Here is a 26748-nt window from a genome sequence, read left to right as displayed (position 1 = left end):
CTTCTCGATGACACGGTTGAGCACTTCCGGGATACGGGATGGATCGCGGACCTCTTCCTGATAGCAGACCATATCCTCGAACAATGCCATCTGTTCCACTTCCTGGAAGCCGCCCTGACCAATGGTCCTGTTGGCAGCTTGCGGCGTTACCAGCAGCATTGGTGTGTGGTTCCAATAGGCAGTTTTGATCGCGGTCACAAAGCCAGTCACACCTGGCCCATTTTGGGCAATAGCCATGCCCATCTTGCCTGTCACGCGCGTATAGCCGTCGCAGATCAGGGCCGCATTGGTCTCGTGCGCGCAATCCCAGAAGGCAATGCCCGCCTTGGGAAACAGGTCGGAAACCGGCATCATCGCAGAGCCGATAATCCCAAATGCATGTTCAATTCCATGCATTTGCAAGACCTTTACGAATGCTTCTTCCGTCGTCATCTTCATGGCGCATACCTTTCGCTTTTATTCAGAGAATTTCGTCTTTCAGGGCATACCAGCGGTACATGGCGCGCTGACCTATGCGCCGGAATGGCGTCAACATGCCGTAGCTCGGTAGTTCTGATGTGAAAATCGGTAGGTCCAGTCCCTGTCCGCGACCGGCCATCAATTGTGCAACTCGACGTCCCGCCTGCGCAGAATACATCACGCCATTACCGCCGTAGCCCATGGCGTAATAAATTTCCTGCGTTGGATCAGGGCGGAAGATGCGAGGCATCATGTCATGACTGACATCAACCCAACCCCACCAGGAATAATCGACTTTAATGCCTGCCAATATTGGGAACTTCCGGTAGAGACCTGCGAGCAGCAAGTCATAATGCCGGGGGTTCGACGCATCTGCCCCCGTAATCGCACTGCGACTGCCAATCTGCATTCGCCCATCTGGCAAGAAGCGATAATAGTGGCGAAGTGTTCGGGTATCAGTCAGTGGGATTCCGGTCTTCGGGCCACAGGCTTCGATTTCTTCGGCCGTCAGTGGGCGGGTTACCACTGAATTTGATAGTATCGGCATAAGCCGATGGCGCGTACACGGATGGAGCTCAGGCGACGTATAGCCAGCTGTCGCGAAACAAACCTGCCTCGCCTTTACAGTTCCGTTCGGAGTCTGGAGATGAAAAATATTTCCATTTTTGCGGCAGCTCAGCACCGGGCTTGCCACATGCACTTTTGCGCCGAGTTTGCGCGCAAGTTGTAGATAGCCGAAAGCAAGCTTGGCTGCATGTACACCAATGCCATCTGGCTCATACATGGCGCCACACGCTTCCTGATCGCGGATGAAGTCGCTGTGAATTTGATCACGGCTGACCATGCGGGTGCGATAGCCAAATACTTCATTGAGTAAGCGGGATTCTTTGTCCAGCGAAGGGATGACCTTGTCGCGATGCGCAATATATAGATGTCCGCCGTCTTGCGGATCACAGTCAATCTCTGGTTCGGCAATAAGTGCGCGGAAGAGATCGAAACCTTCTGCAATTTCCTTGTGAAGTTTTTTAGCGACGTCCACGCCCCAACGCTCAATCCATTGCGAGCGTTTAAGCCGTCCCGCAGAGATTTGAGCCTGACCTCCATTGCGGGTACTGCACCCCCACGCAACCCCGTTGGCCTCCAGCACCACTGCTTTAATGCCATGATCGCGGGCGAGATGAATAGCAGCTGACAATCCTGTATATCCGGAACCAACAATGACGACATCAGCGTCGACATCGCCGTGAATGGGGCCGTCATCTTCTGGTGTCGGTCCAGCTGTGCCGATCCAATAAGTCGGTGCGTAGTCTCTGCCTTGACCGGGTGTCTTCGCGACCACCGGATCATAAGCAGGGTCGAATGGCTGCTTGTCGGAACGTTTATTGAGCGTGTGAGTATTCATGTGTCGGTCCTCCAAATCACCGACTGGCACAGGTGAGGCCTATGCAGTCAGCAAAGGCCGGTTTTTGCGGAATGCCTGTTTGCGGACGATCTTGCCGCCCCGCTGCGTAAAGAGATCGCAACCTTCTGCCTCAATGCGCGCACCGTTTGCATCAGTGCCGCGAAACGTCCACTCGGAAACGGCGCGATCTCCGCTCACGAAGTGCCGATGACCGTCCCAGCTGGCATCCGACATTGTGGCCCAGACACCGGAAAACGCCTTGGCGATTGCCTCTTTGCCTTCGAGCCGGGTGCCATAAATTTCCTCACCACCAACGGTATAGAACACGCAATCCTCAGCAAAAAATGGCATGATCGCGTCGATGTCATGTCGGTTAAAGGCGTCGAACAGGTCGGAAAATTGCTTTTCTGTGAGGTGCCCAGCGGACATTCTAATGCTCCTTGATCAATCTGCTATCTGTTCGGAAAATGCGTACAGCTTTCCCGTGGCGCGACAGGATCGCCGCGCGATTATCGTAAAAGTTTGGGGGTAGGTGGTCGGGTTAAACGGCGTCTGTTGCCATTAAACTTTACCCTTCCAAGGAATGAGAACCTTCTCCATATAGCGGATGAGAAGATCGAAGGCGAAAGCGAACACACCTATGACGATGATACCCATGATGACGGTATCACTGGCAAGAAATTGAGCTGCATTGAGCACCATGAAGCCAAGTCCGCGATGGGCTGCTACCATTTCTGCTGCGACCAGCGTCGTCCAACCCACACCAATGCCGATCCGCATACCTGTGAAGATTTCCGGTAGTGCGGCTTTCATGATGACTTGCGTTATTACCTGCGTTCTCGATGCACCCATGGCGTAAGCCGCGTGGATCTGTTCAGTGGAGACAGAGCGAACGCCTGCTCTTGCTGCAATCGCCATTGGAGCGAAGATCGCAAGGAAGATGAGAAACACCTTCGGGAATTCACCGATGCCCAGCCATATGATGATCAGCGGCAAGTAGGCAAGCGGTGGAAGCGGGCGATAGAATTCAATAATCGGGTCAAGTACCCCGCGGCAGAAGCTGCTCATCCCCATCATGATACCGATCGGGATTGCAGTCACACAAGCGATGGCAAAAGCGCCAAGCACACGCCCTAAACTGGCAAGCGTATGTTCCACCAATGTCGAGTTCGCCACACCATCGGTCATGGCAATCACAAATTTATCATAGACTGCGAAGGGAGAAGGTAAAAAAAGCGGTTTCACCCAACCCATGCCCGTCACGAGGAACCAGACTCCCAGCAACAGGAGTGCTGTAACCAAACTGATGAAGCCACTGTTTCCGTCACCCGGAGCGCCGTAGACTTTACCGGGCTTGACTGGCCGTGCCCGAGTAAAAAACTCAAGCATGGGCCAGTTCCGGGTTTCCTGATGCACGTTCATCGCCATAGATAATCCCCAGAATTGTCTCACGCATCTTGATAAAGTCGGGACTGGATTTAACGGCGCGCGCGTCACCGCATTCCAGAAAGCGCCGGTTAAAGTCCAGATCGTAAGTGTGAGTGATCCGTCCCGGGCGCGGCGACATGACAATGAGCCGCGAACCAAGAAACAAAGCTTCTTCGACGCTGTGAGTGATAAAGAAGAACATTTTATTGGTAACTTGCCATACCCGCAAAAGTAGTTCCTGGATGGTCTCACGAGTAAGAGCATCCAGTGCTGCCATCGGCTCATCCATAAGCAGCATGGCAGGATCGCAAGTGAGAGCGCGAGCAATACCAACACGTTGCTGCATCCCGCCTGACAGTTGATAGATCTTGTGGTTGTGAAACTCTTGCAGGCCGACCAGTGCTAGGTTTTTGGCAGCGCGCTCGCGGCGCTCCGCTTTAGGTACACCCTGAAGCTTAAGCCCAAACTCCGTATTATCGACCACATTGAGCCAGGGGAGAAGTGCGTGCTTTTGAAAGACAACCCCTCTGTCTGCGCCTGGCCCGCGAACAAGCCGTCCGCCTAGAGTGATCTCTCCCGCTGAGGGGATCATAAACCCAGCCATCAGATTGAGCAGAGTGGTTTTTCCACAACCAGACGCGCCAAGTGCTACGACAAAATCGCCGCTGTCGATCTGTAGATTGACGCCCTTGAGTGCAATCACGGCTTCTTCCACATACAGACCCGGGTAGGTCAAACTGACATTCGATACGTTCAAGGTTTCCATAACGTCGCCTTTTGGGAACGAAGGAGTGGTCCCGGCAATACGGATCAACTGCAAATTTGAATTTGCAAAGTTGCGCGGAACCAGCTCAGTTCAACGACGGAGTCAAGCAGCCGTCGCTGGCGGAGTCGCTTGAATTACTTCACGTAATTACTTTGCGGCGGCTTCGGCAAAACTGCCATTTACATTGCCGCTATAATCATCCAGCGCTTTGTCTAGTTGTTTCTGATCAACAAGAAATTTCGCACTCTGAGTGATGGACTTCAGCGCACCGCTTTCTTTGCCTCCACCGAGCCAGGTCGGAGAAGCCTGTTCCTCCGCTGTCGGGAAAGACAACAGTTTGAGTGCGTCTGGTATGTCAGCAGCATTGCCACCGATTAGTTTGACCATACCTTTGACCTGCGCGGAATCTGCCGTCCATTGGTTGCCATTGGCCTTATAGTCCGCATAAGCATCCTTCAGCACTGTCGTGAAGGCGGTCATGAACTTAGGGTTTTCACTGGCGAAGTTTTTGTCCACCACAAGTCCGTCAAAAGTGGGTACGCTTTTCTCGCCTACTTGTTCGGAATTGGCGATTTCCTTGCCGGTTTTAAGAATTTCGGACAGTGCAGGCGGCCAGACATATGCCGCATCGATATCGCCGCGCTGCCATGCAGCAACAATCTGCGGCGGTGTCATGTTCAGAATTTCTGCATCACGCGGATTGATCTTCCAGATATCGCTCATGCCAACGAGGAGATGAAAATGCGAGGTGGAGACGAATGGTACACCGATCTTCTTACCCTTCAAGTCTTCCGGCTTTTCAATGCCGGAGCCTTCGCGCGCGACAAGTGCTTCCGATTTACCGATATTGTCGAGAATCCAGAAAAGCTCCAGCTCGACACCGCGTGTCGATGCTGCCGCGATACCCGTTGAACCGATCACGCCTATTGGCACGTTGCCGGACGCAAGTGCGGTAGAAATATCGCCGCCCGAAGCAAATTGTCGCCAGTCGATCTTATATCCAGCTTCTTTGGCCGCCGCGTCAAACTTCCCGTCTGCAATTGCAGTGAGAAATGGTCCGACGATTTGCTGATAGCCGACCACAACCGTGGTTTCAGCATAGGCTGCAGTTGTTGAAAACGCAGCAACAGCTGAAAATAATACCACCCGTTTTATGTTAGTAAAATAATTCATGGAGTTCCCCTTCCATTTTAAGAACCATGCCTGACTTTGTCATGACTGCTGGCGTTTTCCGCCAATCTTCAGTTCCGCACACAAACGATAGCCATGTCAGCAATTTTGACTTATATCCAGTTGGAATAGTCAATAAGTCCAGATTGCTGACTGAGATTCCTTCATCATGAAATCCCGGCTAGAATGCACTTTACAATCCAAAATTTTTTATTGGGAGAAATAGAAAGAAGAAACACTATTGATGAGTTGGAACAAGACGCTGAAGAGCGACGTGATTCTCAGTATATTTGCTGATTTACTAATGGAGTGAGGCCTTGGGTTCTGTCTCGCCGACGATTTTCTTCATTGATGGCTTTCGAAGTACCGGATTACAGTCTCAAATTCGGGAAACAACAGTATCCGCTATTCTTTCCGGTGCTATCTTGCCTGGAGCGCGTATGCCGTCGACGCGAGGACTTGCAGATTATCTGAAAATATCGCGACTTACGGTTACATTGGCTTATCAGGAGCTTGTTTCGCAGGGCTATCTTGAAGTGCATTCGAGGAGCGCTTATCACGTAGCTATAGCACCTCCGATCAGTCGCCCGGATGAAGATTTTTTGCAGACGCCAAATACAGCGGTAGATTGGTCCTCCAAGCTGCGGCCCGGTTTCAATATAGCGAAGACAATTCGAAAGCCTCTGGATTGGCGACGCTATCGTTACCCTTTTCTTTACGGGCAGATGGACCAGACATTATTTGATCTGGCTGCTTGGCGCGATTGCGCTCGTCGGGCTTTGGCGCGCGAGGATTTCATCCTTATGGCTGGCGACTTTGCAGCTGCTGACGACGTGGAACTTGTTAACTACATCAGGTCCCGTACTCTACCGAGCCGAGGTATCCGTGCAGAGCCCGATGAAATATTGGTTACGGTTGGTGCGCAAAATGCACTTTGGATTATCAGTCATCTGCTTTTGACAAATCGTTCGCATGTCGTCTGTGAAAATCCAGGGCATCCTGATATAAGTGCGACACTTCATTTGACCGGAGCTCATGTAACTGCACTCGATGTTGATGAAGGTGGCTTGCCACCGGAATTGCTTCCGAATGGTATCGATGCAGTCTTTGTAACGCCGAGCCATCAGTCGCCAACCGCTGCGACAATGCCGCGAGCAAGGCGCATTTCTCTTCTGGAAGCAGCCGCAGAACGTGATTTCGTCATAGTCGAGGACGATTATGAATTCGAGATGAGCTTTCTTCAACCTCCGACACCCGCACTGAAATCGCTCGATCGATATGGCCGTGTACTTTATGTAGGAAGCTTTTCAAAATCATTGTTTCCGGGCTTACGGCTCGGATATCTTGTGGCACCAGCGCCCGTTATTCGTGAAGCAAGAGCTTTGCGTGCGCTGATGTTGCGGCATCCCCCGGGCCATTTGCAGCGAACTGCTGCTTATTTCCTCGCACTTGGCCATTACGATGCGGTCATTCATCGGATGCGCATTGAGTATCACAAACGCCATATAGTTATGATCGACGCGCTTGAAAGTGAAGGTTTGAAGATCGCAGGTAAATCGGGTTTTGGCGGGACTGCCTTCTGGATAGAAGGCCCAGAAGGCATGGATGCCGACAAACTGGCACGCGATCTGCGCGAGGACGGTGTGCTCATCGAGTCCGGTGCGCCATTCTTCTGGAGCGATGACAGGCCGTGTCGCTATTTCCGTATCGCGTATTCTTCCATTCCCATCAATCGCATCGCCGACGGTATTAAGCTCCTTGCCTCTCGAATGCGGCAAAACTCCTAGCCTAGCGTGGTTTTGGGGCTAGTCTCGTTCGTCGATAGATGTCCACCCAGAGCTTTTAATCTCAGACCATAACAAGCTCTATGAACTTCGTGACTTGCTCTTTATCGATTGAAGGCCGATTGTTAATTCCGAAATGTTCACAAAATGAGGCTAGCAAGTTATGGCCATTATTAAAGCTTTTACGTCTATTGGCACCGTTATGGTGCTATCATTCACATTGGCCGGCTGCGTAAGTGAGTCATACTCATACGATGGCTATAGAGATTACGGCCCTTCGTACGGTGGGTACTACTCGGGATCAGCCATTACTTACCGTAATAACCCGAGATATGATTCACGATATTATCGTGATCGTCGCTACTACCGCTCAGATAGATGGCGAAATGATTCAGGTCGCCCAAGGCCCGAGCGTCGAGATGATTATGCCCGGCCTCCTGTGCAAAGACCAATTCAACGACCGGAACAGGTTCAGCGACCCGAGCAGCCTCGCGTTGTTGCGCCAAGAGGAAATGAACCAGGTTACACGCAATATTCGAATGGTATGCGTATTATAAAAAGAGAGTCGCAGAACTGAATTAAGCTGGAGATGACCATAGTATCTACAAACAACTATTTTTAGATGCTCTTGTTCAAAAAGCCCATCCGTAATTTATGTCATTACGGATGGGGTTTTATTACTCACTAAAGTTTAAAAGCGAACGCGGAAGCCCAGAGTGCCCTTGTAGCTGTAACTGTCGGCAAAGCTCTGGAGGCTGGTATTGATCGAACCTTCGCCATAGATCGAATATTTATCACTGTTCCAGTTGTAGCTGCCACCTAAACCGATTCCGCCCCATAGACGTTCGTTCTGGCTGGCAAAACTCGTGCCGGAAACATCAACCTTTGTCCCTTCCAGGAACTCATAGTAGAGGTTTGCTATACCGTAGAGATAGGTTCTATCGATAAGACCATTGGCATTGTACCAAGAGTTCTGACGCTCAACAGATAGACCAATCCTGCCTTGGAGGCTCTCTCCGCGGTCGAGACTAACGCGGGCGTTGAAAACATCGTTAAAGCTGTCGAAATTTACATTCGAATAAGTGAGCTGAGCCTGCGGTGTTACGGACCAACTCTGATCAATCGAAATGCGCTTACCGCTTTCCGCAGAGAAGGCATAGCCAAAGCCGTTATTGCTTTCCACCAATCCCATATGAGCGAGATTAGACGTCAGATCGCTATCATACCATGTTACCTGTGCCTGACCATCAAGATAGAAGCCGTTATCGCCATACCAGGTGAGGGTTCCGCCAAAACCATAGCCATCTGTCGAGATATCGCCATTGCCATAGAGTGAGCTTGTCTTTGCTTTACCATGGGCATAATGGACACTTATGCCGCCAATCAACTTGCCGCTTTCTGTTTCGGCCAACATGCCGTCAAGTCCGGCTTGCAGTTTGAGTGTGTTGAAGCTGTAGTCCGTTCCGGAAGTTGAGAAACGCGGGTCGGAATTTGTACGAGCACCTTCAATGCGCCCCCATACTCCATTCCCCTCAATCAGAGAGCCAGCCTCTTTTGCTGGAGCATAGGGAGAACCAACCGGGTCAGCACCTTCTGCAAGCATAATATTCCCGGCATTACTCCAGTACCGGTTACCTACACGCTGTTGCATTGTTGGTAAGCCGTTTAGACCTAGAAGAAGCTGCGGATAGGCTTCATAACTCGGAACACCAGGCTGATATAGCGGGACTTCTTCGCCATCATCACCGTCGCCTCCGCCGGTTATTCCACCACCACCCGTTGGATCTTTGATCGTAGAACGCAGATACCAGTCGCCGTCATTCGGGTCAGATTTTCCGTTTTTGTAGAGCTGATAAGCATAAGCACCACCAACTACAGCAGGCGCTCCCTGGAATTGATAATCACCAAGTAGCGTGAACGTGGCGTTAGATGCACCAGTAATATCGACGATTTTGATACCTTCAACAGTCTGAGCACCACTTCCGCCGACATTCTTGACTGAAAGAACACCGCTTCCGCTTGTATTACCACCAATCAAAAGCCGATCGGTGATTGAACTGTCGTTGCCGAGCACCGTTCCGATTAGAACCGTACCGCCATTCGCGGTATAGTTGCCGGTGACGGTCAGCATCGTACCTGGGTTCGGGCCAAGATCAACGATTCCGGAGTTGTTCAATGTTTTAAGTGACTGATTAAAGTTATTAAGAGCCAGAGTTCCCGTTTGTGCGACTTCAAAATCCGAATTGGAACTAAAAATGTTCGTTGCACCTGCTGCGAGTGTCCCAGCTTCGACAGAGGTCGCACCAGTATAAGTGCTCTGCTTGTTGAGAACTGTTACACCGGTACCGATCTGACGGACATTACCCGCGCCGGAAATTGCACTGTCAAGGCTAAGTGCGTCAGATCTGTTGAATGCCAAAGTACCGCTATTGGCTATGTCGCCAACGATTGACCCTGACGTCCCTCCATCGCCGAGCTGAAGTAACCCCGATGCAATAGTGGTGCCACCTGAGTAGGCTCCTGTGCCAGTGAGAACAAGCGCACCTTCGCCCGTTTTGATCAGTGACCCGGTTCCGGCAATACTTCCCTGCTGTGTGAGTGTCGTACCTGTATCCGTTTCAATCGTCGCATTACCAGCACCGATGGTCGTGGAGCGATTCATTGAGATGTCAGCAGTTGAATGAAGTGTGCCTCCATCAATGCTAAGTTGACCAGATGCCGATCCCAGATTTGCGTCAGACGCGATCTGAACAACCCCTGCACTAATGGCTGTTCCGCCTGCATAAGTGTTGTTGCCATTCAATACGAGCGTGCCCGTGCCGATCTTCGTCAAATTGCCGTCACCGGTCACAATACCATCGTAATCTAACTTCGTTGCGTTGGTCGTTTCGATTGTGCCACCAGCGGATTGCAGTTCAGTAGCCCGGTCGATTATAAAGTCGGCTGTCGTTCGCAACGTGCCGCCATTAAAAGATACGTTGCCCGCTGCATCACCCAAATTACTGTTCTCTGCGACCTGAAGCACGCCGCCATTGATTGCGGTGCCCCCTGCATAGGTATTGGATGCTCCAAGGATAAGTGTGCCAAGATCAGTTTTGGTAAGTTGGGTATTTCCAGTGAGAACAGAGTTGATGGTAGCAGTGTAACCCACACCAGCTGCTGTACCATCGCCCACACGGATGATCGATGATGGCGAACCCACCAGCGTTATAGCATCACCGGTAATTACATAACCGTTGCTCGCCAACTGCATGCCTGATGCACGAACATCACCTGCACTGTTGTCAACTGTGACGGTTCCTGCCGTTGCCATGAAAATTGCAAATGCGTCATCCAGATATGGCGCATTGATCGCTCCGGTTGGCTCGGTCCAATTGATGTTGGCTCCACCCGAGCTTGAACTCTGCCATGTGCCGGTTCCGCCATTGACTGCACCATTTCCGATTGCGCCATTTGATGCAGGCCAGACATCCCAATAGGTCAGGTTCAACCCACTCGTGTTAACCAGATTGACCTGGTTGGCAACTGCTGTCTGAACGTAATAACCGCTAGCTGGGATAGTTCCGATTGTCAGACCATTATCAGTCAGCGTGCCGTCATAGCTGATAACGCGATAAACGCCTGGGTCAAACGATCCGCCGGGAGTAGCGACGACGTTGATTGTGCCGTCGAGGTTCAGATTTCCCTTAACTGTGGTGAGGTCGTTGAGAGGCCCACCGGCCACGTTGGCCTGCCCGAAACTATATTCAAGCATTGAGCCGCTGCTTAGAGCGAGATCACCGTTAACTGTGAGTTCTTCCGGTGCATCTCCAGCCCGACCTGGCGCAAGAGTGCCACCATTTTGCAAGGTAACATTGCCACCAATCGTACCTACACCACCGATCGTGGCGCCGTTCTCTACACTTGTTAGACCAGTCGCAGCGCTTTGATCGCCATTTACATAAAGCGCACCGCCAGTTACCGTCGTTGTACCACTATATGTATTGGAATTCTCAAGGTTCAATACTCCAGCGCCTGTTTTGCTTAACCCGCCTGTGCCAGTAATGACTTGTGTGACGTTGGTCGTATTGCCATTGGTATCGAACGTGCCGCCACCGGCGTTTAGAACAATCGCACGGCTGTTTGCTAGATCAAAGGACGAGTCGAAACGCAAAGCTCCGCCGTCAAATGTGAGGCCGCCATTCGCATTGCCAAGCGCGCTGTCAGCTGAAACAGCAATTGTACCTTCATTAATCCGTGTGCCGCCGGAATAAGTGTTTCCAGCCACCGTTGCCGGTGTCAAGATAAGAACGCCTGTCCCTGCCTTTTCAACTGCGCCGGAGCCAACTATTTGACCGGTATAAGTGCCATCATCAGGCTGGGTGAAGCGAACAAGGCCATCATTCTGTACGTTGTTGACGTTGTTCACTGCGATGGTTTTAACTGGAAGGCTTTGTGCACGCGCTTCAAGCACACCATCTGGACGAACAATCACATTGCCAGTGTAATCGAGATTGTTGCCTGTCAGAGCCAGCGTTCCGTCGTTTATCGTAACAGTGGTAAATCCGGATAAGCTGCCGCTTACAGTCCATAGGCCGTCACCGTTTTTAGTCAAAGTGGTGAAATTTCTAAGTGCGCCTGCGAGTGTGTCGCTTGACCCTGAAATACCTTGAAGAATAAGGTCGTTAATACCACCGCCGCCGTTGATGTTACCCGTAACGACAGAGTTTGGTTCAAAAATCAGTGTATCGTTGCCGCCTGCAAAGCTCAGATCGCCAATTACCTGAGCGCCAGTCCGGTTGATAAAGTTGATGCCGGCGCCGCCATTGGTGCCGATCACGCTGCCGCCGCCCAATTTTTGTATCGTTCCGTAATTGTCTACGGTATTTTTAGCGCCAATCGTTTGATCTTCGAACCAAATAGCGGCGCTGCTTTGACCCTGAATAAGACCACGATTGATAATCGTATTTCCAAAACCATGAACATTCACGGCTTCCGCACGAGTATTCGTGCCGTTTGAAATGACCTGTCCACCTTGTTCAATAATAAGCTGACCATTGCTGCCGAACTCAATTGTATTCGGCCCGGTACCGAACAAACCCGCCCCCGAAGGGTTGGACGTATTCGTAACACTGCCACCGTTTCGAACGGTAATAATACCGCCATCCCCAATACTTATAGCGTTTGAATTAGTTGTATTAATTTGCGCGCCGGACTGTACTTCCACAGATTTGTTATTGTCTGTACGCCCTGTTCCAACAGTAGCGGTCCACGTCGAAGGTGCGGCTGATGAGCATACCGTCGAGCTACCTGTAGTAGTACAGGCAGCGAGAGCTTGGGTCGGAACAATGAAGAGCGCTGTGGGAAGAAAGACAGTGAAGGCGAACGCGGAACAAGTGGAAAGAAGGGCGTATTTCCGGTGCAACATGCCGTACTCCTGAATCAGCTAATTTATAATTAGCTAACACAACCCAATACAATTTGGGGTAGCATATATGCAACATAGGGTAAGGTTTTTGTGGTTGAACGATTTTAAGTTGTGAAACCTTAGCGTTCCGATTCAGTGCGGTATCAATTTTAAATAGTGCGTTCCGAGCGCATAAGATAATAGCATGGTTTATACCGGAAAAGGCGCTCCGCATTTGTTTCCACTACGGTATGATTTTGCAGCATAATCGCATTAACTTGCGCGGTTTTTGCGTTTATCGCTTTGATCACCGATAACTCTCCCAGTATCACAAGTGCTGAGGCTACAGGCGCAGAACCTTTCAATGTCGGGCAGGCGACAATCGTGCTTGATGCGGATTTCAACTCGTCGGAGACTACACGGAAACTAATCCTACCCAAAGATCGAATTGGGCCAAATGCCCACCATGACCGAGCTGGGGCTGTGCTTGTGCCACCGGCGTCAGGCAGCCTTGGGTAAGATGGCCAGTCAGATACTCAAATGCTTGCCATCGGCATCAACGCAAGCTCAAATATTGGTTTGAAAATTGGCAGCCTACTCGGAATTGCTGTCAATGACGGGGAGCAAAGGGGCAGGTGTATGCTACTTAAGCCGTGTCCAGTACGATCAAGGCAGAAGGCACAGATCACTGCGGCATTTTCGTCTAAAGTCAAAGTGGTAAAGCAGGTCATGGTGGTTGTAAGCTTGTCGCCAGAGGCGGTGGTTCAAGTGATAAATAATCGGTAAATACTGTATTCTGATCTAAATCTCACCGCACAAAACCCATAAGTGGCTTATAAGCGTTATACGGTTGGCTCTCGAACCCCTTCATTTAACTGGAGATTTAAATGATCAAGCTTGTTACGTTCACGTCCGTAGCCGTTACTATACTTTATACATCGGCGTTGGCGTCTGAGGTGAGCTCTATTGATGCTGTGACTCTGTCTTCAGGTGGCGTTGCGGAAATATCCAGAAAGCCTGTGGTTTCGAGTGATGGTAATGTAGAAATCGAGGTTCCACTTGCTCAGGTTGATGACGTACTGAAAAGCTTGGTCCTTAAGGGTGGAAAGGGCGAGATTAAGAATATCTCTCTCGCTGGTCCAAGCCCGCTTGACGAGACTTTCAAGCAGCTTCCTTTTCAACAATCAGATTTGTCATCGGTTTCCAGCTTGCTGTCCTCAATTTCTGGTACTTCGGTAAGCGTCTCAAGCAATGGAAAAACCGTGAGAGGCAAAGTTTTGGGCGTAGAAACTGTCGCTATCGCCGACGGTGCAAAATTCTATCTGCTGACTGTGTTGGATCAAGATGAGAAGATCCAGACAATCAAACTTGGGGAAGATACTTCATTCAGTGTCGATGATGCTGAAATGAAATCTAAGATTTTGGGCGCTGCAGCGTCCATCGAACGAAGCAAAAATGATGGCTCACGTCGTATTCGGATTGCCGTCAGTGATCTCTCGGACACGGATTCCCGTTTAGCTTATGTTGTTGCTTCCCCCATCTGGAAGACAGCCTATAGAGTTCTGACGCTACCTGACGGTAAAGCGCGGCTGCAGGCTTGGGCTGTATTAGAAAATGCGAGTGGCGAAGATTGGAAAGATGTTAAATTAACCCTGACATCTGCTGATCCTGTTACATTGAAGCAGCGTTTACACCAGATTTACTGGAAGGAGCGGGCGGAGGTCGCTGTAAATACAGCAACCGTTAATGCGTTCGAGGCGGACACTGGCAACCTGAATAACCGGCTGCGATCAATGCCTGCGAGTGAAAAAGCAGCAGTATTTGAGAATGATGAGCAGATGATGGATATGGCTCGTGTCCCGGCTCCTGCCATTAGTGGTTATGGCGGCAGTTCTGCGGCGGGAAGTCAGAACAGTGCAGTTGCGGCGGTCTCGGAGCATGATACGAGTGCGAGCTTCGCCCTGCCGGGTACATTCGATCTGACAAACGGCGACAGTTTGTCAGTAGCAATAGCTGATGCGCAAATTGATGCTGAGATGGTTTCAATTTATCGTAGTGGCAACAACAGCGTCCACCCAATTGCCGCTATAATGCTGAAAAATTCATCCAACAATAGTTTACCGGGTGGGATACTGACTGTTTACGACAGCCAGGCTGGTTATGTTGGAGATGCAGAGCTCTTAAGCCTTCCAAAGGATGATACTCGAATTGCGGCCTTTGCAACGGATCGCAAGGTGACGGTAACGCAAGAGCAGGAACCAACGAGACAGATCACCGATATAAAAGTGGTGGATGGCATCGCTCACATCTCGGAAAAGCTGCGTGAAACTACCACTTATCGCATCTCTGGTGCGCTGGATGGCGACAGAACAGTTATCATCGAACATCCTAGTCGGGATGGCTGGTCTTTCTCTTCAGATGCCGAAAGTGGAAGAACTGTATCCCATCGCCGGTTGAAAGCTTCTGTGAAAGCGGGGCAGGAGCGGTCTGTCGTTGCTGTGGACGAGCGAATTCAAAATGAACGCTATGGGTTAATTGATATCGATCCCGCTACACTTGTCAGCTGGTCCTCATCTGCCGCCGATAAGGATGTGGCGGACAAATTTACCAAACTTGCGAAAGCGCAACGGGAGAAAGTTGAAAAGGAGCGGGAACTTCAAAGTTCTGAGGAAAAGCTCCAGTCTCTTCAAGATGAACAAAATCGCATTCGCCAAAATATTGCAGCCGTACCGGAGAACAGCGATTTGAAAGGTAAATATCTTGCGATGCTTGATGAGAGCGAGACATCGATTGCGGAGGTGTTGAAAAAAAGAGAAACAGCTCAGGCAGAAATTGATCGCTTCTCCCGAGACCTAAGAGAGCAGGTCCGAAATTTTTAAACCGCTCAAATCATCAGTGTATGTTTTGACCGTAGATCGCAAAGAATATGATCGCCATGAATGCGCCAATAGCGGCGAGCAGAAATGCTCGCCGTGCAGAAAAAGTATCTTTACTCATCATGCCGGTTACGGCGGCAACCGATGTCCATAAGATCATGAAAGCCCAGAGCAGCAACGTGTAGACTGGCTTGGACAAATCATATCCACCTCCACCAATGGAGGGTGAAGTGGGCGGTGTTGGGTTTAGCAACCAGTTAAGTGCGCCTGTCACCAAAACAAGAATGGCTATCCATATGTAGAATAGGCGTTTTGGCATTGTGTAAGGCTCGCTTCTGAAAACAGGGCACAGGATACACAAAAAGTCAGCGTTCAATAGGAAAAAGATCGACATTAGTCTTAATATCAAAAATACATAATTCGGTCGCCCTCCGCATAATGCGTTAAGAAATGGCCTGCCGATCAATGTCGCCAGAAGACGGGCCGGGACTTGTCGTGGAAGAATAAGTACACGCCCAAGCCAATCGGCGATCAGCCACAATGAAGCGCCAATCAGTATCAACAAGAATATATGCGAGCGAACCCGACGAAAGCCGAATGAACGATCCATATGCGGCGCAAGCAGATCAGCAAAGCGCGCTGGTCAGAGGATGGAAGTTGCACCAGCCGTCGCAATAAAGAGAATCGGGTTGCGATTTTTTTGCTTTGGGAAACTAGTTGATACAGCACCAACGCGGTCAACCAGATGCTGACCTCTCCAATTGGTCTAGTGACAGCCAGACCTCGCGTTGTTCACAGAAAAGCTTTCACGAAGACTAGGTTTCGTTTGCGAAATAGCTCACCTCAAAACCAGTTGTGAGTGCTGGGAGCTATACTTCGCCCGAAGCAATGGTGCGTGCTACAAAAAAAGCATTTTCGATATGATCGGCGCGCCCCGCCCCGCCCATCAATTGTCGATCCTTTTCTCCCCACGGAAATTCGAAATGACGGAAGTGTTGGCTAATCATCGCGGTCTTTCTGGCCTCAATATCCTGACCAATTCAATCGACGTAGCGCGCCTGTTCTCTTGGCGAGAAAGCAATACTTATCACCGTTATGAGGTCCATTTGCTATCCGGTGATGTTCGTCAAGATCCACTGGAAACTTGGGGCGCATCCACGATCAATGACATTCATCGCTATCGAGCAGATGTGGCTCTATTAGCCCCATGGGGTATTGACCCGGAGCTCGGTGCTATGAACCATTTTATCCACGGCGCGGAAATAGCGCGGGCTATGGTGCGCAATTCAGCAAAAACCATCATACTGGCCGATCATTCCAAAATCAGTGCGCCCGCCCGTTCTGTGTTCTGCGCCATCAAGGAAATTTTACATCTGATCGTTGATAAGAAAGCGCGTGAGGCCCCTGATTTTCGGCTCTTGAGAAGTCGATATCTAGTGTCATTGTAAGCAAATAATCGTTATGAGAGGTTGACTAACCACTAAATGGCTCGATCTTAATGCGATTTCCAGAATACCGGTTGCAGAGAAATGTTCACGCTTAGGCAGTTACGCTATTTCATCGCATGTGCTGAGCAGGGTTCTGTTACGCGTGCCGCGCAATCGCTATCAATTTCCCAATCGTCGATCACAGAGGCAATCAAAGAACTTGAAGCTGATCTCAACGTTACCTTGTTTGAGCGCCATCCGCGTGGCTTGATCGTTACTCACAATGGCCATCAGTTTATGCGCCATGCGACCAAAATATTGGCGGATGTCTCTGACGCAAGACGCTCATTTTCAAGCAAGCAGGTGACTGAAAAAAGAACACTGCATCTCGGCGTCACATCACTGGTTGCGGGCTATGTTCTGTCTGATCTGCTGGCGCGCTATCGAAGGGCGTTTCCCGATGTGGAAGTGAGTGCAATTGAAGACAACGGTTCTTATCTGGAACACCTACTTATTGGCGGTGAACTCGATGTGGCGGTTGTGGTTATCTCAAGTCTTCGGGATCGAATGGCACTTCATGCCGAAATTCTCGAAACATCGCCTTATCGGTTGTGGTTGCCGTTAGGGCACTCGCTTGTATCGGTTGACGGAATATCAATTGACGATGTGGCCAAAGAGCCTTTGATTATGCTCACTGTCGATGAAATCGAGGAAAATACTGGAAAGCTTCTCGCAGCGCTTGGGGCGAGGCCGCATGTGGCCTTCAGAACCCGTTCTGTTGAAGCTGTGCGTAGTTTAGTGGCAACCGGCGCTGGTGTGGCCCTTCTGCCTGATCTCGTCTATCGCCCCTGGTCGCTTGAAGGTGACCGTATCGAAAGCCGAGATGTATCTGGTTCTCTGCCAATCGTGCAGATTGGAATGGTATGGCGAAAAGGCTCGAGTCTTCCCCAATCCGCTCGCGATTTTATTGGAATTGCAGAAGCAGCGCGTTCTGGAAGGCAACGCTAACATGATCTTTGACAAAAAGAATTCGATTAAATATCTGTTCTAAAATGAAATTTCTTAAATAGAGCTGGCTTTAAGGTGCGGGTTTGTTACATCAATCGGAAAAACCGATACCTGCTTTCTAATAAATGAATTTGCGAATGTTTTTCGTTCAGATAACTTCATCTCCAAGGAACGAAAAGCCGAAAACGGCACAATGGAGAGAGTAATGCGAACATGTTTCATGTGCCTTGATCAGCTAATATTGTGAGCTGCATCTAGACGTCTTCATCGCTGCTCAGACAAGTTTTGCGATAATCCCAAACCCGGATTGATTTCATCTTCCACTCTCAGCCGGTGGAGCAGGCGAGGTCGTGCGCGGTTTTTTATCCAGCTCAGATAAGTTCTGCTTTTCGTAGCCTCTTAGACGTCATGTCAAGAATAAACAACGGAAACAGACGTAATTTCTCCGGAGAATGTAATGGATTCAGAAATGCTTATCGGCTCCCGGTTCGAACTGGGAACAGAACATGAGGAACTTGTTCTCAATCCGAAAACCGGGGATGTTGTTCTGCATCTGGCTGAAGCATCATTGGGACAGGTCGACAAGGCTGTCGACGCCGCGGAAAAGGCATTTCAATGCTGGTCTCATAAAACGCCTGCGGAACGCTCGGGTTATCTGCTTAAAATTGCCGACGCAGTCGAAAGAGATGCCAAAGGTTTTGCTGCGCTCGAAGCACTGAACTGCGGTAAACCGTATCACGCTGTTTTGAATGATGAAATACCTGCAGTTATTGATTGCTACCGCTATTTCGCAGGTGCTGTCCGTAACATGCAGGGGCCGATTGCTGCTGAATATCTCTCCGGTCATACGTCCATGATCCGCCGCGATCCTGTGGGGATTGTCGGGTCGATTGCCCCTTGGAACTATCCATTAATGATGATGGCCTGGAAGCTTGCTCCGGCTATTGCTGGTGGTAACACAGTTGTTTTCAAACCATCAGAACAGACGCCTTTGACTGCATTGAAAATGGCCAAAGTGATGGCCGATATTCTGCCATCGGGCGTTGTGAACGTCGTACTTGGGCGCGGAGAAACTGTCGGAAACGCTCTTATCAATCACCCGTCAATCAACATGGTTTCCATTACTGGCGATGTTGCAACCGGTAAGAAGGTTTTGCAGGCGGCAGCAAAGTCAGTGAAGCGGACGCATCTTGAATTGGGAGGCAAGGCGCCCGTGATTGTTATGGCAGATGCCGATATTGATGCGGTCGTCGAAGGCATCAAAACATTCGGATTCTATAATGCCGGTCAGGATTGCACAGCAGCCTGTCGTATCTATGCCGACGCGCGGATCTACGATCGCCTTGTTGCGGATTTATCAGGTGCTGTTTCCAGCATTCGTTTCAATCTCGATGATGACGCACAAAATGAGATGGGACCGCTTATATCGCGTCGCCAACGTGATCGTGTAGATAGCTTTGTTGCACGGGCTCGTGAGAACACGCATATCGAAATAACCGCAGGCGGTAAGCCTTCTGGAGAGAAGGGCTTCTTCTTTGAACCGACTGTGGTTGCCGGAGCGTTGCAGGACGATGAGATTGTCCGGCGTGAAGTCTTTGGTCCAGTGGTTTCGGTGACGCGCTTTGTCGACGAGGAACAGGCGATTTCGTGGGCCAATGACAGTGATTATGGCCTGGCGTCTTCCGTCTGGACCAAAGACATCAGCAAGGGCCTTAAAGCTGCAGCGCACCTGCAATATGGCTGCACCTGGATTAATACACATTTCATGCTGACCAATGAAATGCCGCATGGCGGTTTGAAACAGTCCGGCTACGGCAAAGACATGTCTATCTACGCACTTGAGGACTATACCACTGTGCGTCATGTCATGATTGCTCACGGGTGATGCTATGACAAACACAGCTGAACAACTCCAAATCGATCGTTCTAAACTTGAAGTCTCGAAGACCGATGTGGCCATCGAGATCAAGAACATGCACAAGTGGTATGGCGAGTTCCACGTTCTGCGTGACATCAACTTGAAGGTCATGCGTGGCGAACGCATCGTTGTTGCTGGGCCTTCGGGTTCCGGCAAGTCAACCATGATCCGTTGCGTCAATCGTCTGGAAGAACACCAGAAGGGCCAGATCATTGTTGATGGTATTGAACTCACCAATGATCTCAAGAAGATCGACGAAGTGCGCCGCGAAGTCGGCATGGTGTTCCAGCACTTCAACCTTTTCCCGCATCTGACCATTTTGGAGAACTGCACGCTCGCACCGATCTGGGTTCGTAAAATGCCAAAGAAGCAGGCGGAAGAAATCGCGATGCACTATCTGGCACGCGTGAAAATTCCAGAGCAGGCCAACAAATATCCGGGCCAGCTTTCAGGCGGTCAGCAGCAGCGTGTGGCGATCGCCCGCGCGCTTTGCATGAGCCCGAAGGTCATGCTGTTCGATGAGCCGACCTCGGCACTTGATCCGGAAATGGTCAAGGAAGTGCTTGATACGATGGTGAGCCTTGCTGCCGAAGGCATGACGATGATCTGCGTAACGCACGAAATGGGCTTTGCCCGTCAGGTCGCAAACCGCGTGATCTTTATGGATCAGGGTCAGATCGTTGAGCAGAATTCGCCAGCCGAGTTCTTCGACAACCCGCAGCATGAACGCACCAAGCTGTTCCTGAGCCAGATCCTGCACTGACCTAACAAATATAACCGCACCAACGGAGGGTAACTTGAATAAGCTATTCGCAATCGCATCAGCGTCATTGTTTTTGTTTTCCGGAATGGCACATGCCGGTCCCACTCTGGATCGTGTAAATGAGAAAAAGGAAATGGTAGTCGCCACCAATGTGGGCTGGCCTCCACAGGGTTTTCTTGATGACAATAACGAACTTGTTGGGTTCGATATTGATGTGGCCAATGAAATCGGCAAGCGTTTGGGTGTTAAAGTCCGTTTTGAAACTCCTGAGTGGCCAACGCTAACCGGTGGTCACTGGCAGGGACGTTATGATGTTGGCGTTGGTTCAGTAACGCCAACCAAAGCACGCGCACAAGCTATCGACTTTGCTGGAATCTATTATTACAGCCCCTATGTTTATGTCGTACATAAGGACAGCAAAGCGCATTCGACCGACGATCTGAACGGCAAGGTGATTGGGGTTGAAACCGGGACCACGTCTGAAGATTTCATCAACCGTCGCCTTGAAATTGATGCGCCTGATCTTCCGGCTTTTGAATACAAAGTCACTCCTGGCGAAGTTCGTACCTTTGAAGACTCCATGATGCCGTTTGACGACCTTCGTTTGGGCGATGGTGTGCGTTTGGATGCAGTTATTGCACCAGAACAGACAGCTCAGACTGCTATCAAGAATGGCTATCCGGTTCGTGTTCTCGAAGGTGGTTATGCATTCCGCGAGCCGCTGGTTGTAATTGCAGAAAAGAATGATCCTGAATGGACTGCAAAGATCGGAGAAATCATCAAGCAGATGAAGGATGATGGAACCCTCGCAACGCTTACGACCAAGTGGTACGGCGCGGATTACAGCAAAGACTAATTGCTTCCGATAAAAGCACATCAGATTTCCCGATCAATTCATCATAAAATCCCGGCTTTGCCTTGCGAGGCAGGCCGGTTGTGAATTGAAAATGGAAAAAATCAATATATTCAGACTGGTAACAAGATGTCCTATCCTGACACGCATTACTTCAGAACCATGGCTGATATCAAAGAACGCGCAGCCCTTGTTGGCAATGAGGAGTGTGAAACCCTCATTATTGGTGCTGGTCTTGCCGGTCTGACAACCGCGTTGGAACTGGTGCGGCAGGGACAGTCTGTTATCATTCTTGAAGCCAAGAGTGTCGGTTTTGGCGCCTCGGGGCGCAATGGCGGTTTTGTCAGTCCCGGTTTTGCAACCGGTCATGATAAGATCGCTGCAAAAGTGGGCGACGATGCTGCGAAAAAGCTCCACAGGCTCTCGGTAGAGGGCATGGAATTTGTTGGCGAAACAATTCGCGATCTTAATATCACGTCTGCAGATCCCAAGCATGGGTTGATCAGCGTACAGCGCTATGAAGATGCACCCGCTTTGCAGGCCGAAGTGGCGGAGGCAAAGAGAGACTTCAACTACCACCTTGAATATATGTCGCGGGATGAAGTTCAGTCGGTGTTGAAGTCTGAACGTTATTATCAGGCCATTCGCGATCCCAAGGCGTTTCACATTCATCCACTCAATTATGCACGTGCTCTCGCTCAGGAAATCGAGCGTCTTGGTGGTAAGATCTATGAGAATTCCGCAGCGCAATCAATCGACGTTTCGAATGCGCAGAAAATGGTTCGGACAAGCCGAGGTTCAGTTCAGGCCAAAAATCTGGTGATCGCCACAGGTGGTTATACGGGTGGTTTGAATAAGAAACTTCAACGATCCTATTTGCCGATAGCAACCTATGTCATGGTTTCTGAAGTTGCTCCTGATCTCATCAGCGAAGCTATCAAAACATCAGCGGCGATCGGTGATAGTCGCAGAGCTGGCGATTATTACAGGCTCATTGAAGGTGGCAGGCGCGTATTGTGGGGTGGCCGCATAACAACCCGCGCCGCCTCAACTGAGGGGCTGGTGCGAGAGCTGCGTCATGAAATGACAAGCACCTATCCGCAACTGTCTGGACTCAAGACAGAACTCGCATGGTCTGGCCTGATGGCATATGCGCGCCACCTCATGCCCCAAATCGGAAAAATGCCGAGTGGAGTATGGTACTGCACGGCCTTTGGCGGTCATGGCCTGAACACCACCGCTATTGGTGGCAAGCTGGTGGCCGAAGGAATTCTTGGTATGACTGATCGTTACAAGCTTTTTGAGCCTTTTGGCTTGGTCTGGGCGGGCGGTTACGCTGGTCTCGCAGTTGCTCAACTTACCTATTGGAAACTGCAGGTACAGGACAAGTGGCGAGAACGCTCTGCCTGATCAGCCGCTTGTTTCTAAGAAAATTTATCCCCCAGAACAAAAAGACATCCGTTAAGCCTATCGGCACAGGGTGCACACCGAATTGAAGGAGGCCGTTCATGCTTGGACGTTTCATTCTCAACTACCCCGATACAGCGCGCAGGCTTGGCGGTCTTGTGCTGTTCGCAATCACAATGGTAGCGCTTTATTCAATTGGCATTAGTGCACATTGGCTGGGCACAATAGTACCCCCGCTTGCCGACTGGGTGAAGGAAAACCCCGCTGTTGCAAGGGTTTTGTCAGCCTTTTCCATCTCTCTGATCCTGTTTCTGAACTGGAAACTACTGAAGCGACTATCGAGAAATCAGCAGGTTGTCGCGGTATGGACCGAACTCTTCGTCCTGCTGATGCTCTTCTTTTACTCGTTTGATCTGTCGTTCTCGTTTATCGCACGTAAGATCGGTTTCCTGATCACACAGGGAACGGTAACGACACTCTATATTTCCGCGATTTCCATCGTGATAGCGACCATTATTGCGCTTATTGGCGCGATAGCAAAACTATCGCAGAACGGCGTCATTTACGGTCTTTCGACGTTCTATACGTCGCTTTTTCGCGGTCTGCCGCTCCTGATGCAGATCTATATTATCTATCTTGGCTTGCCACAGATTGGTTATGTGATCGGTGCGATCCCTGCGGGCATTCTCGCGCTTTCGCTTTGCTATGGCGCTTATATGACTGAAATTTTCCGTGCAGGTATTGAAAGCATTCCGCGCGGGCAGAAGGAAGGTGCCACGGCACTTGGTCTCGGCTCGGCACAGACGATGTGGCTTGTCATTCTGCCGCAAGCCATGCGGATCATCATTCCACCAACAGGCAACCAGTTCATTGCGATGTTGAAGGACTCGTCGCTTGTTTCGGTAATCGGTGTTTGGGAACTGATGTATGTTGCAAGAACTCAAGGCCAGACCGAGTTCAGACACATCGAAATGCTGATCACCGCTTCCATGATTTACTGGATGCTCTCCATCTCGTTCGAGTTTATTCAGTCCCGCATTGAGCGCTACTACGCCCGATATAATAGGCGATAAGTCGTGGCCAAACGTCGATGCGCCTTCTTTAAGGCGCGTCGTATGTGTCGCTCCGTCGAACCATTTTCTATTGGAAAGCCCTATGTCTGAAATGTCCCTTTTTTCGAAAGCTGAATTGCCTCGTCCGAGCCTTACAATTGAGGAAGCTGCGGATATTCTTAGTTCAGTTTACGGGCTGAAGGGCGAGTTGCGTGAGCTTGGTAGCCAGCAGGACCGGAACTTTAAGGTTGGCATTGCTGGTGAAAGCTATGTCCTCAAAATCAGCCGCAGCGAATATCCGCGCGTTGAACTCGAGGCGCAGAATGCGATTTTGCAGCATCTCGCTTCAAAACAGGACGATGGTTTCGATAGTTCATTTGTTATTCCCAAAGTCATCTCTTGTCGAAATGGCGAATTCATCGGTGCTGCTACCGTTGGAGCGGAAAATTATCATGTTCGTCTGCTGAGCTTTATCGAAGGCGAAACGCTGACGGCGCGCAAATATTTGAACGGTACTGCGATTGAATCGCTTGGTACCCTTTCAGGGAATGTCGCGCACGCTTTGGCAGATTTTTCGCATCCAGGCGCTGTGAAAAAATCACCGTGGGATCTGGCTTATGCTGAGGCGGCGATACCTTTCTTGCTGCAGGATAGTGATCCCAGCTCGGTTGCCGTCCCCATTCTTGTGGCGATGGAACAAGTGCAAAAGCGGCTTGACCCTGTAAAGGCGGGGTTACGTGTTCAGGTGATTCACCATGACATTACGGATGATAATGTTGTTGGCCGAAGAGAGACATCAGGGTCTGTCTTGCCCTATGCGGTAATTGATTTTGGGGATATGACGAAAGGCTGGCTGATTGCCGAGCTGGCGACAACATGTGCGTCTTTGCTGCATCATGGAGACAGAGACCCTTTCTCAATTCTCCCAGCTGTGAAGGCGTTTCATGCCGTTTGTCCGTTGGAGAAAGAAGAGCTTGTCGCCCTCTGGCCTCTGATTGTCGCGCGCGCCTGCGTGTTGCTTGCAGCATCGCATCAGCAACTGAGACTTGATCCGAGTAATGATTATGCAGCGGCCAATGCCGCACATGAACGGATCATCTTCGAGACAGCGACTTCAGTGCCATTCGAACTGATGGAAAAGGCAATATTCCACGCGCTGGATATTGATCTCGAGGCCAAGCACCACGCCAATAGAAAGTCTATCGTTCCGAGTGTTGATCTCAACTCTGCAACGCAAGTCGAGCTTTCGATCGATTATTCCGCCTTCGTGGCTGGGAACTGGAATTCGAGCAATATAGAACAGCAAATTTTATTCGATGCCGCCCGTAAGACGGGATGCAGCCTGACGAGATATGGTGAGTATCGACTAACACGCACCCGGGTTAACAGCCGCACTGAACCAGAAAGCTTCGCACTGCATATTGCAGTTTGTGTCCCCGCAGGAACAAAAATAGTTGCGCCTTTCGATGGGAGTGCGGATTTTGCCGATGGGTCTCTCATTTTACGAAATGGTGAGAGCAATCTGCATTTGAATGGCTTGGACATACGCGATGGATTAGCGCATTCGGTATCTTCGGGTGATGTGCTCGGTGTGGCTCGCAATGATCAGGGCGGCTTGGGCATCATTTACGTTCAACAATCCGAAATTCTGTCTGATGCACTGCCGCAATTCGCCAAACCATCGCAGGCTGCGGCATGGTCGGAACTTTGCCCATCTGCCGCAGGATTTCTCGGCTTATCTATCGACGCATCTTCAATGCGACCCGCGTCACTGCTTGAGAAACGCTACAAAAGTCTTGCCGGTACGCAGAAGCATTATTACGAAAATCCCCCGCAAATTGAACGCGGCTGGAAAGAGCATTTGTTCGATACTGAGGGACGTGCATATCTCGATATGGTCAATAACGTGACCACTATCGGTCATGGCCATCCGCGCCTTGCAGAAAATGTTCATAGGCAGTGGTTGAAACTCAATACCAATTCGCGCTTTCACTATTCGGAAGTGGCTGATTTTTCGGAAAGACTTGCGGATTTGGCGCCCGATGGGCTCGATACTGTTTTTCTGGTCAATAGCGGCTCTGAGGCAAATGATCTGGCATTGAGACTTGCTTGGGCATGGTCGGGTCGGCGCAATATCGTTTCGTTACTTGAAGCATATCATGGCTGGACGGTGGGGAGCGATGCGGTTTCAACATCAACTGCCGATAATCCCAATGCTCTTGGAACGCGGCCGTCATGGGTGCATGCGGTGGTCTCTCCCAATACCTATCGCGGGAACATGACTGCCGGACAATATATTGGGACTGTGCTCGATAAGCTTTCTGCGCTCGATGCATCAGGCGAGGGGCTTGCGGGCTTCATCTGTGAACCGATCTACGGGAATGCGGGCGGAATTCCACTGCCCAACGGCTATCTGAAGAGGGTCTATCAGGAAATCAGATCACGAGGCGGGCTTTGCATCGCTGATGAAGTGCAGGTAGGTTACGGCCGTACAGGCCATCATTTCTGGGGCTTTGAGCAACAGCAGGTTGTGCCAGATGTCATCACTATCGCAAAAGGCATGGGCAATGGACATCCACTTGGCGCAGTGATTACGCGCAAGGAAATTGCTGATGCGCTGGAAAAGGAAGGCTATTTCTTTTCCTCTGCCGGAGGCAGTCCAGTCTCGTCAGTCGTTGGAAATACTGTTCTCGACATTATGGAAGATGAACAACTTCAGGCCAATGCACTTAAGGTAGGCGATCATCTCAAGGGACGTCTGCAAGGTCTAAAACAGCAATATTCATTGATAGGTGCTGTTCATGGTATGGGACTTTATATGGGGTTGGAGTTTATCAGGGATCATGTTTCGTTGGAGCCTGCTACCGAAGAAACGATGGCTTTATGTGACCGATTGCTTGAACTTGGCATCATCATGCAGCCGACGGGTGACCACCTGAATATTTTCAAGATCAAACCCCCTCTTTGCCTCACGCAAGAAAGCGCTGATTACTTCGCGGATACGCTGGAATCGGTACTGCAAGAGGGATGGTAATAAGAAAAATACAGG

The 26748-nt window shown here is 50.3% G+C and carries 18 protein-coding genes; 10 read left to right on the top strand and 8 right to left on the bottom strand.

Features of this window, described 5'->3' with window-relative positions; genetic code table 11:
• The 6 genes from ABWV94_RS23230 to tauA form a co-directional block, all read right to left on the bottom strand.
• Nucleotides 1-438: thiamine pyrophosphate-binding protein (locus ABWV94_RS23230; RefSeq protein ID WP_353415529.1), on the bottom strand; the 438-nt coding region annotated here is incomplete at its 3' end.
• Between the two features lie 22 nt (nt 439-460).
• Nucleotides 461-1861, bottom strand: a complete 1401-nt coding sequence (locus ABWV94_RS23225; RefSeq protein ID WP_353415528.1) for an NAD(P)/FAD-dependent oxidoreductase — start codon at nt 1859-1861, stop codon at nt 461-463.
• A gap of 39 nt (nt 1862-1900) precedes the next feature.
• Nucleotides 1901-2290 carry a nuclear transport factor 2 family protein gene (locus ABWV94_RS23220; protein ID WP_113498146.1) on the bottom strand — a complete coding sequence of 130 codons (390 nt, stop codon included), beginning with the start codon at nt 2288-2290 and terminating at the stop codon, nt 1901-1903.
• A gap of 132 nt (nt 2291-2422) precedes the next feature.
• Entirely contained in the window at nt 2423-3250 is an 828-nt protein-coding gene (locus ABWV94_RS23215; RefSeq protein ID WP_113490786.1) for an ABC transporter permease subunit, read from the bottom strand.
• On the bottom strand, nt 3243-4055 hold the full coding sequence (locus tag ABWV94_RS23210) for a taurine ABC transporter ATP-binding protein (RefSeq protein WP_113498147.1): 813 nt from the start codon (nt 4053-4055) through the stop codon (nt 3243-3245). Before ABWV94_RS23210 ends, ABWV94_RS23215 begins: the two co-directional genes overlap by 8 nt.
• Nucleotides 4056-4202: 147 nt before the next feature.
• Entirely contained in the window at nt 4203-5228 is a 1026-nt protein-coding gene (gene tauA, locus ABWV94_RS23205; protein ID WP_113498148.1) for a taurine ABC transporter substrate-binding protein, read from the bottom strand.
• Nucleotides 5229-5542: 314 nt separating this feature from the next.
• Here tauA and pdxR point away from each other — a divergent pair, with 314 nt between their 5' ends.
• Nucleotides 5543-7012: a MocR-like pyridoxine biosynthesis transcription factor PdxR gene (gene pdxR, locus ABWV94_RS23200; protein ID WP_312472947.1), complete on the top strand. Its 1470-nt coding sequence runs from the start codon at nt 5543-5545 to the stop codon at nt 7010-7012.
• Between the two features lie 688 nt (nt 7013-7700).
• Here the strand turns inward: pdxR and ABWV94_RS23195 are convergent.
• A complete protein-coding gene (locus ABWV94_RS23195) occupies nt 7701-12086 on the bottom strand; it encodes an autotransporter outer membrane beta-barrel domain-containing protein (protein ID WP_353415527.1) in 4386 nt (1461 codons plus the stop codon).
• A 1196-nt stretch (nt 12087-13282) separates the two neighbouring features.
• On the opposite strand from ABWV94_RS23195, the gene ABWV94_RS23190 reads away from it, so the two are divergent.
• Nucleotides 13283-15274, top strand: a complete 1992-nt coding sequence (locus tag ABWV94_RS23190; protein WP_353415526.1) for a DUF4139 domain-containing protein — start codon at nt 13283-13285, stop codon at nt 15272-15274.
• A 13-nt stretch (nt 15275-15287) separates the two neighbouring features.
• Here the strand turns inward: ABWV94_RS23190 and ABWV94_RS23380 are convergent, their stop codons facing one another.
• Nucleotides 15288-15896: an iron chelate uptake ABC transporter family permease subunit gene (locus ABWV94_RS23380; protein WP_502905218.1), complete on the bottom strand. Its 609-nt coding sequence runs from the start codon at nt 15894-15896 to the stop codon at nt 15288-15290.
• A gap of 358 nt (nt 15897-16254) precedes the next feature.
• Between ABWV94_RS23380 and ABWV94_RS23175 the strand changes: the two genes are divergently transcribed.
• The 8 genes from ABWV94_RS23175 to ABWV94_RS23140 all read left to right on the top strand — a co-directional run bounded on the left by ABWV94_RS23175 (nt 16255) and on the right by ABWV94_RS23140 (nt 26733).
• Entirely contained in the window at nt 16255-16719 is a 465-nt protein-coding gene (locus tag ABWV94_RS23175; protein WP_162761730.1) for a DeoR/GlpR family DNA-binding transcription regulator, read from the top strand.
• An 81-nt stretch (nt 16720-16800) separates the two neighbouring features.
• On the top strand, nt 16801-17706 hold the full coding sequence (locus ABWV94_RS23170; protein ID WP_007879876.1) for a LysR family transcriptional regulator: 906 nt from the start codon (nt 16801-16803) through the stop codon (nt 17704-17706).
• 457 nt (nt 17707-18163) lie between these two features.
• Nucleotides 18164-19591: a gamma-aminobutyraldehyde dehydrogenase gene (locus ABWV94_RS23165; RefSeq protein ID WP_113498160.1), complete on the top strand. Its 1428-nt coding sequence runs from the start codon at nt 18164-18166 to the stop codon at nt 19589-19591.
• 4 nt (nt 19592-19595) lie between these two features.
• A complete protein-coding gene (locus tag ABWV94_RS23160; protein WP_113160332.1) occupies nt 19596-20387 on the top strand; it encodes an amino acid ABC transporter ATP-binding protein in 792 nt (263 codons plus the stop codon).
• Nucleotides 20388-20421: 34 nt separating this feature from the next.
• Nucleotides 20422-21243, top strand: a complete 822-nt coding sequence (locus tag ABWV94_RS23155; protein WP_064321982.1) for a transporter substrate-binding domain-containing protein — start codon at nt 20422-20424, stop codon at nt 21241-21243.
• A 126-nt stretch (nt 21244-21369) separates the two neighbouring features.
• Complete coding sequence (locus ABWV94_RS23150; protein ID WP_353415524.1) at nt 21370-22650, top strand: NAD(P)/FAD-dependent oxidoreductase; 1281 nt, start codon at nt 21370-21372, stop codon at nt 22648-22650.
• 98 nt (nt 22651-22748) lie between these two features.
• Complete coding sequence (locus tag ABWV94_RS23145) at nt 22749-23720, top strand: amino acid ABC transporter permease (RefSeq protein WP_353415523.1); 972 nt, start codon at nt 22749-22751, stop codon at nt 23718-23720.
• 82 nt (nt 23721-23802) lie between these two features.
• A complete protein-coding gene (locus tag ABWV94_RS23140) occupies nt 23803-26733 on the top strand; it encodes an aminotransferase (protein WP_353415522.1) in 2931 nt (976 codons plus the stop codon).
• The last annotated feature ends 15 nt before the right edge of the window (nt 26734-26748 follow it).

The sequence above is a fragment of the Brucella sp. NBRC 12953 genome (assembly GCF_040369775.1).
Taxonomy (GTDB): domain Bacteria; phylum Pseudomonadota; class Alphaproteobacteria; order Rhizobiales; family Rhizobiaceae; genus Brucella; species Brucella pseudogrignonensis.
The sequence above is the reverse complement of the archived record's forward strand: the minus strand, read 5'-3'. Positions and strand labels throughout refer to the sequence as shown.